The 13,102-nt window shown below is 69.9% G+C and carries 16 protein-coding genes; 10 read left to right on the plus strand and 6 right to left on the minus strand.

Going from position 1 to position 13,102, the window contains the following annotated elements; translation table 11 throughout:
* Positions 1-1,200 carry a nitrate/nitrite transporter gene (locus G4X40_RS02790; RefSeq protein ID WP_277830022.1) on the minus strand — a complete coding sequence of 400 codons (1,200 nt, stop codon included), beginning with the start codon at positions 1,198-1,200 and terminating at the stop codon, positions 1-3.
* Between the two features lie 426 nt (positions 1,201-1,626).
* Positions 1,627-2,991 carry a mycofactocin biosynthesis glycosyltransferase MftF gene (mftF, locus tag G4X40_RS02795; RefSeq protein WP_277830023.1) on the minus strand — a complete coding sequence of 455 codons (1,365 nt, stop codon included), beginning with the start codon at positions 2,989-2,991 and terminating at the stop codon, positions 1,627-1,629.
* Between the two features lie 308 nt (positions 2,992-3,299).
* Between mftF and G4X40_RS02800 the strand changes: the two genes are divergently transcribed.
* Positions 3,300-4,415, plus strand: a complete 1,116-nt coding sequence (locus G4X40_RS02800; RefSeq protein WP_277830025.1) for a CaiB/BaiF CoA transferase family protein — start codon at positions 3,300-3,302, stop codon at positions 4,413-4,415.
* Here the strand turns inward: G4X40_RS02800 and G4X40_RS02805 are convergent.
* The gene (locus G4X40_RS02805; protein WP_277830026.1) at positions 4,379-5,845 is read right to left on the minus strand and encodes an HNH endonuclease signature motif containing protein; all 1,467 of its coding nucleotides are present in this window, start codon (positions 5,843-5,845) and stop codon (positions 4,379-4,381) included. The genes G4X40_RS02800 and G4X40_RS02805 overlap by 37 nt on opposite strands.
* 221 nt (positions 5,846-6,066) lie before the next feature.
* Between G4X40_RS02805 and G4X40_RS02810 the strand changes: the two genes are divergently transcribed.
* Positions 6,067-6,552: an SRPBCC family protein gene (locus G4X40_RS02810; protein WP_277830027.1), complete on the plus strand. Its 486-nt coding sequence runs from the start codon at positions 6,067-6,069 to the stop codon at positions 6,550-6,552.
* A gap of 65 nt (positions 6,553-6,617) precedes the next feature.
* On the opposite strand, the gene G4X40_RS02815 is transcribed toward G4X40_RS02810, so the two are convergent.
* Genes G4X40_RS02815 through G4X40_RS02825 form a run of 3 tightly spaced genes read right to left on the minus strand, consistent with a single transcriptional unit; the run spans position 6,618 to position 8,173 of the window.
* Entirely contained in the window at positions 6,618-7,058 is a 441-nt protein-coding gene (locus tag G4X40_RS02815) for a Rieske 2Fe-2S domain-containing protein (RefSeq protein WP_277830028.1), read from the minus strand.
* Positions 7,058-7,828: a crotonase/enoyl-CoA hydratase family protein gene (locus G4X40_RS02820; RefSeq protein ID WP_277830029.1), complete on the minus strand. Its 771-nt coding sequence runs from the start codon at positions 7,826-7,828 to the stop codon at positions 7,058-7,060. Before G4X40_RS02820 ends, G4X40_RS02815 begins: the two co-directional genes overlap by 1 nt.
* Before the next feature lie 33 nt (positions 7,829-7,861).
* Positions 7,862-8,173, minus strand: coding sequence for a hypothetical protein (locus G4X40_RS02825; RefSeq protein WP_277830030.1), 312 nt, complete (start codon positions 8,171-8,173; stop codon positions 7,862-7,864).
* Positions 8,174-8,434: 261 nt separating this feature from the next.
* On the opposite strand from G4X40_RS02825, the gene G4X40_RS02830 reads away from it, so the two are divergent.
* The 8 genes from G4X40_RS02830 (at position 8,435) to G4X40_RS02865 (ending at position 13,085) form a co-directional block, all read left to right on the plus strand.
* A complete protein-coding gene (locus G4X40_RS02830) occupies positions 8,435-8,902 on the plus strand; it encodes an Asp23/Gls24 family envelope stress response protein (protein WP_277830031.1) in 468 nt (155 codons plus the stop codon).
* Positions 8,899-9,195 carry an Asp23/Gls24 family envelope stress response protein gene (locus G4X40_RS02835; protein ID WP_277830032.1) on the plus strand — a complete coding sequence of 99 codons (297 nt, stop codon included), beginning with the start codon at positions 8,899-8,901 and terminating at the stop codon, positions 9,193-9,195. Before G4X40_RS02830 ends, G4X40_RS02835 begins: the two co-directional genes overlap by 4 nt.
* A gap of 443 nt (positions 9,196-9,638) precedes the next feature.
* Positions 9,639-9,818 (plus strand): DUF2273 domain-containing protein, encoded by a 180-nt coding sequence (locus tag G4X40_RS02840; protein ID WP_277830033.1) that lies wholly within the window; start codon positions 9,639-9,641, stop codon positions 9,816-9,818.
* A complete protein-coding gene (locus G4X40_RS02845) occupies positions 9,811-10,335 on the plus strand; it encodes an Asp23/Gls24 family envelope stress response protein (protein WP_277830034.1) in 525 nt (174 codons plus the stop codon). Before G4X40_RS02840 ends, G4X40_RS02845 begins: the two co-directional genes overlap by 8 nt.
* Positions 10,332-10,877, plus strand: a complete 546-nt coding sequence (locus tag G4X40_RS02850; protein WP_277830035.1) for a DUF6286 domain-containing protein — start codon at positions 10,332-10,334, stop codon at positions 10,875-10,877. Before G4X40_RS02845 ends, G4X40_RS02850 begins: the two co-directional genes overlap by 4 nt.
* The gene (locus tag G4X40_RS02855; RefSeq protein ID WP_277830036.1) at positions 10,874-11,434 is read left to right on the plus strand and encodes an Asp23/Gls24 family envelope stress response protein; all 561 of its coding nucleotides are present in this window, start codon (positions 10,874-10,876) and stop codon (positions 11,432-11,434) included. Before G4X40_RS02850 ends, G4X40_RS02855 begins: the two co-directional genes overlap by 4 nt.
* A 75-nt stretch (positions 11,435-11,509) precedes the next feature.
* The gene (locus tag G4X40_RS02860) at positions 11,510-12,310 is read left to right on the plus strand and encodes an alpha/beta fold hydrolase (RefSeq protein ID WP_277830038.1); all 801 of its coding nucleotides are present in this window, start codon (positions 11,510-11,512) and stop codon (positions 12,308-12,310) included.
* An 82-nt stretch (positions 12,311-12,392) separates the two neighbouring features.
* Complete coding sequence (locus tag G4X40_RS02865) at positions 12,393-13,085, plus strand: hypothetical protein (protein ID WP_277830039.1); 693 nt, start codon at positions 12,393-12,395, stop codon at positions 13,083-13,085.
* Positions 13,086-13,102: the final 17 nt, after the last annotated feature.

A 13,102-nucleotide genomic window follows, 5' to 3' on the forward strand; every position in this document is an offset into this window, starting at 1 on the left:
CTAGGGTCGGGCGGGTTGCCCGGTTTCCTTGTCCCGACGGGTCACTCGCCGCGTCGGGTCGTCAGCGGGGACCAGGAAGGTGGTGTAGACGAGCGCGATCGCGCAAACGATGCACAGCAGTATCAGCCCGATGTGGTAATCGTTGCCGGCCGCGTCGTACGTCGCGCCCATGACCAGCGGCGGGAAGTAGCCGCCGAGTCCACCGGCCGCACTGACCAGTCCGGTGACAGTGCCCACCCGCTCAGGCGGGGCCAGCTTGGTCAGCCACGCGAACACGCCGCCGGTGCCGATGCCGAGGAAGAACGCGAGCGCACAGAAGATCAGGCCGGCCGAGAGTTCCGGGCGCGGCTGGATGTTCACCAGCGCCGCCATCACCAGGGTGCCGGCGAGCGAGACGAGGACGACGATCTTCGGCGCGATGCGGTCCGCGATCGCACCGCCGATCGGTCGTGCGATGACCGCGGCGAGCGCGAACACGGCGACACGCGAACCCGCCTCGACCGGCGTGAAGTTGTAGACGTGGATCGTCTTGAGGTAGGTCGGCAGGTAGCTGCTGAAGGCGACGAACCCGCCGAACACGATCCCGTACAGCACGCACATGTTCCACGTGACCGGCAGTTTGGCGGCCGCGAGTAGTTTGGGGACGAACGGCACTCGTTGCGGCTGCCAGGCCGGCGAGTCGTGCGAGAACATCAGCACCACCACGCCGGCGATCGCGAGCGCGACGGCGAGGATCACATGGGTGCTCACCCCGCCGAACCAGTTGACGAACCGCGGGGTGAAGAAGGCCGCGACCGCGGTGCCCACCATGCCCATGCCGAACACGCCGGCGGCGAAGCCGCGCCGGGCCGGCGGGTACCAGGCGTTGACGAACGGGATACCGACGGCGAAACAGGTGCCCGCGACGCCCAGCAGGAAGGCCGAGATCAGCAGCAGTACATACTGGTTCAGGTCGGCGAAGATGCCTACGAGCAGTACCGGGATGATCGATGCGAAGCAGACCACTGCCATCATCTTCCGGCCGCCGTACCGATCGGTGAGTGCGCCGACCGGGATCCGCCCGAGCGATCCGACCAGCACCGGCATCGCGACGAGGATCGCGCTGGCGCTGCTGCTGAGATCCATTGCGTGCGAGTAGGTCGCCGACAACGGGCCGATGCTGTTCCAAGCCCAGAAACAGACCAGCGAGGCCACGGTCATCAGCGCGAGGTTACCGGCCGGGCCGAGCCTGCCGCCGGTGGCGCCGGGCTGCGCGGACGGTACGGAACCCTGCGCCGTCGTGGTCTTGCCTGGGGTCCCGGGACTTTGGTCCCCGGTGATCGGCCGTCGGTCTTCCGCACTGGGCCGTCGGTCTTCCGCCATTGCCACTGTGTTCACCGCATTTCCACGGTTGGTTCGGACACCTCACCATTGCCGCGTGGTCGGCGAGACCGGAGTGAACCGATCTTGTCGGTCGCCGCGCCCCTCTGTTATCCCACAACCCACCGGGTGCCGCGCGGCAACGCCGCGATCCGGCGGTGTGTTTTTGTCCGAATCGTCCAGATGCGGTCTCGCCCGTCACATCCGCTCGCGGATACGGGTCGCCGAACACAGAGGCAACCGGCCAGCGGGTCGGTCGGGAAGTTCTCAGCGCAGCGGGTTGAGCGCTCCCAGCGATCGCGTCCGCACCAGCGCCGCCCACAGGCCGGTACCGAAGGCCACGTCCTCGGCCCGCTTGAGCACGACGTGACCGATCGGCCCCGGATGGTCCGGCTCGGCGGATCGACGGTGCGACCAGTCCAGCAGGCCGTCCGCGACCATCGCGACCAGCAGCGCCCGGCGGGCCCGGCGCGATACGACGGACACCAGGACCGCCGCGGGCCAATAGTGCCGTAGCGCGGCGGACACGGTCTGCGTCGCGGCGACCGACACCTGATGGGAAAGGTTGCGCGCCAAGGTATCCCGTTGACGGTCTTCGTCGACTGCTACCGCTCGGGCCGTCTCGACGGTCGCCACCAGTGCGGCGCACTGTAGCCCACGGCGTCCACCCAGCGCGGCGAGCAGGCAGACTCCGATCGCCCACGGCTGCGCGGTCAACGGCGCGGCATGCCGGGGATGGCGCGCAGACACCACCCCGACACCGTTGCCGTAGGAGTAGTTCCGGCGCAGCCAATGCCCGTATCCGGCCGATCCCGCGACAGTGACGCGGGCGATCGGCTCGTAGCGCAGGTGCCAGCCCTCCCGTTCGAGGCGCCGGCACAACTCGGTGCCCTGAGCGGAGCGCAACGACTCGTCGAACCCCCGCACCGCCGACCGGCGTACCAGCATGGCGACCCCCGACACGTAGGGCACCGTCGCGTTGTCGCGCAGGGTGGTCTCGTGCGTGCCCCGATCGACGAATGAACAGTCGCGCTCGTAGCCGGCCAACCGGCCACCCGATCTGGTGTCCGTCAGCACGCGCGGCACCACCAGCGCCACCGCGGGATCGGTGAAATGCCCCAGCATCAGTTCAAGCCAGCCACGCTCGGGAACCGCGTCGGAGGCGAAGAAGGCGACGAAATCTGTTGCGGCAGCTTCCAGTCCAGTGTTCCGCGCGGCGGAATAGCCGCGGGGCCGGTCGTGCCGGATCACGGTGACGCCGGCGCGGCGCACCGGATGCGCGGACGCGTCGTCGACGACGATCACCCGCAGACCGGCGAGCCTGCGGAGTAGTCGGTCCAGGTCGGCCGAGTCCCGCCGCACGCCGATCACGACAGTGACGTCCTCGTGCGAGGGCAACGAGGTGGGCCGGGGGTGGGCGACGCCGGCTTCGAGCAGGCTCCGCGCCAACGCCGCTGAACGCTCGTCGCAGACGACCAGGCGGCCCCGCGTGAGCAGACTCACGGCCGGATTGACACGAGCGAGGACGCCGGGCGCGGCGTCGCCCACCAACACCCGGCGCTGCGGGTCGACGTGCACTCTCGGGTCCAGTTGGACGGCGAAGCCGTCCGGCAACCGGGGTGTCGTCACCACTGCCGGCCCTCCGGCCTGGCCGGGTTCGACAACGCCGCGATCGGGGGATCCCCGAATCGGCACGGCATGAGCCAAGCCACAGCAGTCGCAGCCATGGTCGGATCGTAAACGAGAGCCGACCGTCGCGCAGCGATCCGGCAAACGACGGAACACGTTCCTGGAAATCGCGCCGCCGATCGGCGTGCTCCGGCGGATCCGCACCGTCCGGCCGGCAAGCAGATGCTTGGTACGCTCCCGCGAAAACAGTTACCTGTGGCACTCAGGAGGCCGCGGGTGACGCTCAGCACGTGACAACGGGAGAGTCCACAGTGAGCACTGCAGCAACAGCATCGGATCGAAGCGGGGCGAACGGTCCCCTGGTCGGCGTCCGCGTGGTCGAACTGGCCGGGATCGGCCCCGGGCCGCACGCGGCCATGCTGCTGGCCGACCTCGGTGCCGACGTGGTGCGCGTGCAGCGGCGCGGGGCGTTGCCGGGCAAACCCGGCCGGCGAGACCAGATGCAGCGCGGCCGGCGGGTCGTCGAGGCCGACCTGAAGGACCCTGCCGATCTGGCCAAGGTCCTCGAGTTGATCGGCCGCGCCGACGTGCTGCTCGAGGGCTTCCGCCCCGGGGTGACCGAGCGCATGGGACTCGGACCGGAGGACTGCCTCGCCCGCAATCCGCGACTCGTCTACGGGCGCATGACCGGCTGGGGGCAGGACGGCCCGCGCGCCCAGCTTGCCGGCCATGACATCAACTACATCAGCCTGACCGGGCTGCTCAACGCGGTCGGCCGCAACGGGGAGCGCCCGGTGCCGCCGCTGAACCTGTTCGGCGACTTCGGCGGCGGATCGATGTTCCTGGTCATGGGAGTGCTGGCGGCACTGCTGGAGAGCAAGAACTCCGGCCGCGGCCAGGTGATCGACGCGGCCATGGTCGACGGCGCCTCCGTGCTGGGGCAGATGATGTGGTCGTTCCGCGGCATGAACATGTGGTCGGACGAGCGCGGGGCCAACATGCTCGACGGCGGCGCACCCTACTACGACACCTACGAGTGCGCCGACGGCAAGTACTTCGCGGTGGGCGCCATCGAGCCGCAGTTCTACGCGGAGTTGCTGACCGGTCTGGGCCTGGACCCGGAGAAGCTGCCCGGTCAGCAGGACCGCTCGAGCTGGCCTCAGCTGCGCAAGACGCTCGCCGAGGCGTTCGCCTCGCGCACCCGTGACGAGTGGACCGCGGTGTTCGACGGCACGGACGCGTGCGCCACGCCGGTGCTGACGTTCGCCGAGGCCTCCTCCGATCCGCACATCGCCGCACGCGGGATCCTCACCGAGATCGATGGTGTCACCCAGCCGCTGCCGGCTCCGCGGTTCTCTCGCACCGCGGCGGGCGTGCCGACCGCTCCGGCTCAGGAAGGTGTCGACATCGACAGCCTCTGGGTCTGAGCGGGCCCAGACACGTCAGCCCCGCATCGCTGCTTGCAATGTGGGGTCGGCGTGTTCGGTTGTGGTGCTTGGGGTCCCGCGTGGGCCGCGCCGTGTTTCAGGCGGCGGTGCGGCCGTGGGCGGGGTTTTCGGTCGGGGTCGCGGGAGCGTGGCGGCCGGAACCACGGGCAAAGGTCGGGTCCGATGAACACTTCCCACTCGCTGTGGTGGATCAGCCGGTGGTGGTAGCGGCAGAGCAGCACCGTGTTCGACAGGTCGGTCTCACCCCCGTCGGCCCAGTGGATGATGTGGTGGGCGTCTGTCCAGGCGGCGGGCCTACCGCAGCCGGGGAACGCGCAACACCGGTCACGGACGATCAAGGCGCGGCGTAGCGAGGCGGGCACGAGTCGGTCTTTGCGGCCGAGTTTCAGCGGGACGCCGTCATCGTTGATGATGATCGGGGTGATGATGCAGTCACACGCCAACCGGCGCGTCGACGCTCGGGAGAGCGGGCCGGTCCACATCATCTGCGGACCGAGGCCGCCGGCGGAGCGTGGGCCACCACGTCCGGAGGCTGCTCCAGCGCTTTCGCTGCCCACTCGCCCGGCTTCGCCGCCGCCACAACCACACTCGCAGCCACCCTCCCCGTCACTTTCGCAGTGGTGCAGGTCTTTGATGTTCACCAACACCGTCAGGTGCGGCTTCTCGCCGCCCTCGACCGGACCGGCACCGCAGTCCTGGAAGCGACGCAGCATCTCGGTGAACGCGTCCGCCCGCCGCAGCGGCGCCGGCCGCGGATCGGGTTCCCCACCCGGACCCGGCGCGGGTGCGGACAGTTTCGACAGGGCGGTCAGCAGCATCTCCCCGGTCTCCGAATCCACATCACCCCTGATGACAACCCGGCCGTTGAGGGTTTGCGAGGCATAGAACTCGTTACGGTCGGTGTCCTCCGCCGGCGGAATCTGCCCATAGTCATCACGCAACTTCGTCAACGCCCGCCGCAGACCCTGGATCCCCAGACCACCATGAGAGGCGTGCTCGATCAACACCTTCCGATACTCCGGCACACGCTCTTGCGGCATGCGCGGCGGCGGGTCTTCGCAGAACACTGCGATCGCCAACGCCAACTCGCCGCGCAACGCCCCGGACTCATAGGCGGCGGCCACCTCCGGCTGCGCGCGCAACACCCTCGCGAGGTCCACGATCCGGGCCGCCTCACCCTCGGACAACAACCCGACCGGATGCGCGGCCAGCCAATTCTTCAGCGACGGATGCACCCGATCAGGCACCACACCGCGGTCCGTCATCTCCCCGACCAAGCCCACCCGCAACGCCTGCAACCGATGGATCTGAGCGGTCACCGCGGGGACACCAGCGATCAACTGAGCATCACTCAACCGCCACAACTCACTGCCGAGCAGTGTGTCGAGCTCTCCCCTGGTCCCCACCATGATCACAGAATAATCGAACTGACGTTCTAGTCAAGGGGAATCCCGAGAGCCTGTTCGAAACCGCCATGTTGTCGGTGCGCACAGATAATCTCCCTGTGCCCATGGATGTTTGAACGTATCTCAATCGGAGTGACGTCGAAGTCGGCACCGGGGCAGCGACCGCGCCGATGAGTTTCAGGCAGAGAACGGGTCCAATTGAACGAGCAGCAAAGGAGAGTCCGATGACCATCGACACCCTGACCGCCAGCATCACCATCCCTGCGCCCGCACAAGCTGTTTTCGCAGTGCTTGCCGATCCGGCGAATCACGTCGCCATAGACGGCACCGGGTGGGTGCGCGAGTCGCTCGACGGCGCGCTCCTGACCACACCCGGCCAGGTCTTCCGCATGGCGATGTACCGCAACAACCCGAACTTCCCCGACGGCAACTACGAGATGGCCAATCAGGTTCAGGTCTTCGACCCACCCCACGCCATCTCCTGGAAGCCCGGCCGAGACACCGCGGGCGACGGGACCCTGCAATTCGGAGAATGGATCTGGCGCTACGACCTCGACCAGATCACCCCGTCGGAAACGACGGTCACGCTCACTTACGACTGGTCTGCGGTACCGCCGCCGGTGCGCGAGCACATCCCGTTCCCGCCGTTCGCGCCCGACCACCTGGACAACTCGCTCGCCCATCTCGCCGCGATCGTCAAAGGCCGGTAGTCGACCGCGCGCATCTCACCGCGTCGACACACCGGCGACAGTGTGGCGCATGCTCCGCGCAGTCCTCAGGATGCGGCGCCCTCAGCCGCGCGCACGTACAGCAGGCCGTCCCGCTCGCCGGTCACCCACGCACGCACCGGGAGGAGTTTGGGGGAACCACCGATGCATCGACCGCTGCCATCCCAGCGCCACTGGTGGACCGGGCAGTCGATCGCGTCCCCGACCACCCTGCCGCCACGCAGATCGCCGCCCATGTGCGGACAGCGCGCATCGAGAATCCGGACGGCCCCGGCGCGGCCGGCGAACGCCACGAGGTCAGTGCCGAAGGCTCGCACGCCGTGCGCGTTGCCGTCCCGAAAGCTCTCGGCCGGCCCAAGGCAGTGCCATCGCGCCCCGCCACCGGGTCCGGTTGCCGGCACACCACCCGGTCCTCGCCCCGGCACCGCGCCGGACGCCGCAGCCGCAACCGCGAGCACCCCATCCGCGCCCGCCACCGCCTCGGCCACTACTTCCCCTGCCAGACCGGCGGACGCTTCTCCGCGAACGCGGTCGCGCCCTCGATCGCATCGGCCGAACCGAACACCGGTGCGGTCATCTCGGCCTGCTTCGCGAACGCCTCGTCCGGCGACCACCCGGCCGCGGCGGCGATCACCTGTTTGGTGGTTGCCACGGCGAGCGGACCGTTCGCGGTGATCCGCTCGGCCAATTCGAACGCCGCCTGTAGCGCCCCGCCGGGCTCGACGAGCCGGTTGACCAGCCCGAAGCGGTGCGCATCCTCCGCCGACAGGTTGTCGCCGGTCAGCGCCAGCTCCATCGCGATCTGGTACGGGATCCGCTTGGGCAGACGCAGCAGCCCCCCGCCCACCGCGACCAGGCCCCGCTTGACCTCCGGGATCCCGAACTTCGCCGTCGAGGACGCCACGGTCAGATCGCACGCCAGCACCAGCTCGGTCCCACCGGCGAGTGCGTATCCCTCGACCGCCGCGATGATCGGCTTGCGCGGCGGCCCCTCGACGATCCCGGCGAAGCCTCGGCCCGGCACGATCGGCGCATCGCCGCGCACGAAGGCCTTCAAGTCCATTCCGGCACAAAAGTTTCCGCCCGCGCCCGTCAACACCGCGACCGACAGTTCCGGCGACGCGTCCAACTCGTCGAGTGCTGCGGCAATGCCCTGGGCGACCGCGCTGTTCACCGCATTGCGCGCCTCCGGGCGGTTGATCGTGACGACCAGGACACGATCCCGGCGCTCGGAGAGCACCTCATCGGTCGGTGACATGGGCACTCCTTCGCAGCCGCAACCTTATTGCGCTCACCGTAACCCGGACAGGTCCGCCGTGACGTCCACCCAGGACACATCGATCGACATGCCCTCGGGAACGACATCGTCGCCGAGCAACCGGACGACCACCGTGCGCACCACGTCGCGGATCTCGTCGGACACCTCGAGCAACCGGTCGCCGTACCGCCCGGCGAGGTCGACGTCGACCCCGGTGACCGTCCCGTCGTCCACCCCCACCCGCACCGACCGCACACCAGGGCCGAGCGCCCCGATCTCCGGGGCGAGCATCCCGGCAAGCGCTCGATCGGTCAGGACGATTCCGTCGTCGTCGGTCCGCACCACCTGTGCCACACCGTGTGACCGCGCCACTCTCGGCGGACGCGCAGTGGCGGCGCCGATCCGCTCGGATTGGTCTTCAACGTCCGCATCCACCTGCGTCGTCCCTTCTGAATGGTTCTCCCGACACGGTGCCACAATCGGACCCTGCGCAGGCGCACCCGGCGCACCGGCACACCCGGAAATCGGGCGAAACATGCCGAGATAACTAGAGTTACGGGTAACCACCGCGACGACCGGAACCGAACACGAAGGAGCGCATCGCAGATGTCCACCGCTTCAGAAGGCTCCGCACCGGTCCGCCGGGCGCAGGTAGCGGGCACCGGATCGACCGAGCTCGTCACCAGTCAGGGACGCACGATCATCGCCGACACCGTGGTGTCGAAGATCGCCGGTGTGGCCACGCGGGAGATCGACGGCGTCCACGGACTCGGCGGCGGCACCTCCCGCGTCGTCGGTGCGCTGCGTGAGCGCATCCCGGGCGCACGGGTCAACCACGGTCAGGGCGTCGACGTCGAGGTCGGCGAGCGACAGGCCGCCATCGACATCGGCATCGTCGCCGACTACGGCGTGGCGATCAACGAACTCGCTGCGGCGATCCGACGCAACGTCATCGCCGCCGTCGAACGGATGACCGGGCTCGAGGTCACCGAGGTCAACGTCACCGTCTACGACATCTTCCTCGACGAGGACGATGCGGGAGACCACGCCGACGCGAAGCCGCGCGTCCAGTGAGCGCCCCCGAGGCGACGCCGTCGGCCGCCGCGCAGATCGCGGCTGCCGCCCTGGCCGTCCCCGGCGTGGCGGAGTTGCACGGCGGGGCGTTCGGCGAGATCGCCACCTACCTGCCCGGTGAACGCGTCGTGGGGGTCACCGTCGGCGACGCCGGTGCGCGCGTGCACATCACCGTCTACTCGGACCAGGACGTCCGCGAGGTCGCCGCCGCCGTGCGGCGCGACGTCGAGGCCGCCACCGGCCTCAAAGCGGTGGTGACCGTCGAGGATGTCATTCATCCGGGTGACGACTGAGTCGGTACGGGAGCGCTGATGGATCATCGGTCGGACGAGCAGCTGCGGGCACAACGCCGGGCGGCGATCAAGGCCACCCACCCCGACCGCGGTGGTGACCCGGACCGGTTGATCGCGGCTCTGGCCGAGTTCGACGACCGAACCGCTCCAGGGACGAGCCGAGAGCACCAGGCGAACCGGGAACACGCGGCAAGCCGACAACAACCGGCAGTCCGAGACCGACAGTTGCGCGGAGAACAACAACCGGGCCGGGATCAACCGTGGCGCCGGACCCACTCGTCACGCGCCGGCCTCGTGCGGCGGCCCGGCCACCGCACGGGCCGGCCGGTGACCGTCCGCCTGCGGGCCGTGGTGCGCGACCTGCGCACCGCACTGCCCCGCGGATGCCCCGGCAGCATCCGCTTCATCGACATCACAGACCGCCCCACCGCGGAGGAAACCTCATGAACAACACCACCATCGGACTGTTCACCGGTCTGCTGCTCGCCCTCGCCGCGGTGTTCGGCGGCTTCGGCGGCTTCCTCCTGGCCCTGGGACTCGGCATCGTGGGGGCACTGCTCGGTGCCCACCGGGACGGCATCATCGACCTGGGCTCGCTGCTGCGCAGCCGCGGTCGTGGCTGAGTCCTCCGCCGCGGACGCCCCGGAACCCGATCCGGGCGAGCGCGGGGGCCTGACCGTCAAGGAACGGGTCGTCGACAAGATCGCCGTCCGCGCCGCACTGTCGGTACCCGGGGTGGTCCGGCAGGGCAGCGGTCTGTCCCGGCTCACCGGGCGCGAACTGCCGCGCACACTGTCGGTGGTCACCGGCGGCGCGGTGGCGGTGGGCGTCCACATCGCGGTCGCCTGGCAGTGCTCACTGGCCCAGGTTGCGGATAGCGTCCAGCGTGCGGTGACCGACCAGTTGCGGACCTTCGCGGGACTTCCGGTGTCCCGGGTCGACGTGTCGATCGTGGCGATGGTGCCGCCGGAGCAGCCGGACCTGCCGGACCTGCCGGCCCCGACCGACGCCGGACCGACCCAGCCCGGTCCCACCGAGCCCGACCCTGCCGAGCCCGACCTCGGTACACCCGATCCCACCGCATCCGACCGAACCGAACCGCCGCGCCCGACCGACACCGCGGAAGGAGCACCGGCATGAGCTCACCACGCCCCGGCGCACCGGCGCCGACCGGCAACCCGGCCGCCGCCCCGGTGGCGATCCTGTTCGGACTCGGTCTGCTGGTACTCGCCGCGATCTGCGTGCGGGACCTGCTCATCGCCACCGGCGCAATCGGCGGCAGCGGCTGGCTGGCGACGGCGTTCCGCTGGGTGGCCCGGCTGCGGTGGCACGACTGGATGCTGCCGGCGGCGATCGTCGCGGTGCTCGTCGGGCTCGCGTTGCTGTTCGCCGCCGTCAAGCCCCGCCCGCACACTCACCTGTCGCTGACCTCCCCCGCCGGGGTGTGGCTCCGTCCGACCGACCTGGCCCGCCTGTGCAGTGGCCGCGCCCGCACCGTGGCCGGCGTGCTCAGCGCCACCACCGCCGTCAGCCGCAAGCGGGCCGTCGTCTCGGTGACCGTCGGCGCTCCCGCAGCGCCAGATCTCGAGGATCAGGTCCGCGCGGCGGTCTCCGCCGGCCTCACCGCGCTGGTCCACACGCCCGAACTGCGCATCGCCATCACGGAGCAGGAGGCGTCGTGAACCGGATCCTCGCCGGCGTCGACCGCCTGCTGGTGGTGCTGGCCGGTCTGGCCTTGGTACTCGGCGGCGCGTTCGCGCTGGCCTACCGCTTCGGCGTCCCGTTCACGCACGACTGGATGCGGCACATGAACCGGCTCTGGTACTACACCGCGCCGGACCAGAACTGGTGGCCGTACGCGCTGGGCATCGCGGCTGTGCTCACGGCGTTCGCGGGCGTCGCACTGCTGGCGACGAACCTGTCCCGTCGCCGCACCGACGAGGCCGTGCTCGACGACAACACCCTCGGCACATTGACGTTCGAGCCGTCCGCCCTGGCATGCGTGCTCGCCGCCACCCTCTCGGCCGCGCCGGGGGTCCGCGAGGCGAAGGCCGGCGCCCGCAATCAGCGCGGCACACCGACCATCTCGATCACGCTGATCGCCGAACCGGGCACCGACATCCACGACCTGACCGCACTGGCCGAGCGGACCACCCGGCACCTCGACGAGTCGATCGGCCCGGTCCCGCTGGCGACCCGGTATTTCGTGCAGTACGAGCGGCCCGAACGGGTCCGGTGACCTCGCCCCCGGCCGGGCGGCGGGCAGTTCCCGCCCGCGTGCCCCGGCGCCGGGCCGGATGACAGAATCAGGCACATGCCGATCACCGAACTCAACGGAATCCGACTGAGCTACCAGGTCCACGGGACCGGCCCCCTCGTCGTCATGGTCATGGGCACCGGGAGCCCGGGCCGGGTGTGGAGCGTGCACCAGGTCCCCGCGCTGGTCGCGGCCGGCTATCAGGTCGTCACCGTCGACAACCGGGGCATCGCCCCCACCGACGAGTGCGCGGGCGGCTTCACCATCGACGACATGGTCCGCGACGTCGCCGCGTTGATCGAGCACCTCGGCGGCCCGGCCCGCGTGGTCGGCACCTCGATGGGCTCGCGGATCACCCAGGAACTCGCGCTGGCACGCCCCGACCTGGTGTCGAAGGCGGTCATGCTGGCGACCTACGGGCGTCAGAGCGTGTTCCAGGAGCGGCTCGGCGAGGGCGAGAAGGCACTGATCGACGAGGCGGTGGAACTGCCGGCCAAGTACCGGGCCGCGGTCACCGCGATCCTGAACCTGTCCCCCGCCACCCTCGAGGACCCGGCGTCGATCCGCGACTGGCTGGACATCTTCGAGTTCTCCGGATCCGCGCAGACGCCGGGCCTGCGCGCGCAGATGAACGTCGACCGCGGCATCGACCGGATCCAGGCCTACCGGCAGATCTCGGTGCCGTGCCTGGTCGTCGGGTTCGGCGACGACCGGATGACGCCGACCTACCTGGGCCGCGAGGTCGCCGAGGCGATCCCCGGCGCGCGTTACGAGGAGATCCCGGACTGCGGGCACTACGGCTACCTGGAGCGCCCGGAGGCGGTCAACAAGTTGCTCGTCGACTATCTGGCGGACTGACCCCGCCGGGTCCGCACGGGGCGCGCCGCGAACGCGCCCCGTGCGGTTACCGCGCCGCCGACCCGGGGTGCATCATGGCAGTGTGAATCACGTGCTGGAGGCGGTCGGACAGTACTGGTGGCTGATCTTTGTCTTCGGCGGCACCATCGGTGGTGCATGGAAGGGCGCGCTGGCGGCCAATCAGCGGCGCATCGACCGCCGCGAGGAGCGCTACCGGCTCAAGCAGCAGACGAAAATCGCGGTGGCACAAGCCAAGGCGCAGACGCACATCGACACGCAGACGCAACGCCGTGAGATCGCCAAGGCCGTCGACGAGCACGACCAGACCGATGCGCGCTGGTTCGCCTACGAGATGGATCTGGTCACGCTGCTCGACTTTCCGATGATGACCGACATGCGCGAGCCGCTGACGGTCGAGTTCCACAAGGCCCGTCGCCGCGCGGACCTGCTGCGGCCCACGGATCCGGAGTCGATGGTGGGCGACCAGCCCGCACTGGCCGAATACCGCGAAGCCGTGCACGCCTACGCGATCGCGTTCGACGTCGCCGAGGCGGAGGCGAAGCGACGACGGCGCGGCAACTTCGCCCCCGCCGAGCAGGACCGGCTGGTGCGTGCACAGCGGCTGCTGCGGCTCGCGCTCGACGACGCCGCCACCGCGCAGGAGCGGCAGAGCGCGTATCTGAAGGCCCGCAAGGAACTCGACGGGCTGATCGTGCTGCCGTCCTCCGCCCGGGCGCAGCTCGAACATCGCATCGCCGGGCAGATCGAGGCCTGACGCGCGTCGGCACCCGG

Source organism: Speluncibacter jeojiensis (assembly GCF_029589495.1).
In the GTDB taxonomy this organism is placed as follows: Bacteria; Actinomycetota; Actinomycetes; order Mycobacteriales; family Mycobacteriaceae; genus Speluncibacter; species Speluncibacter jeojiensis.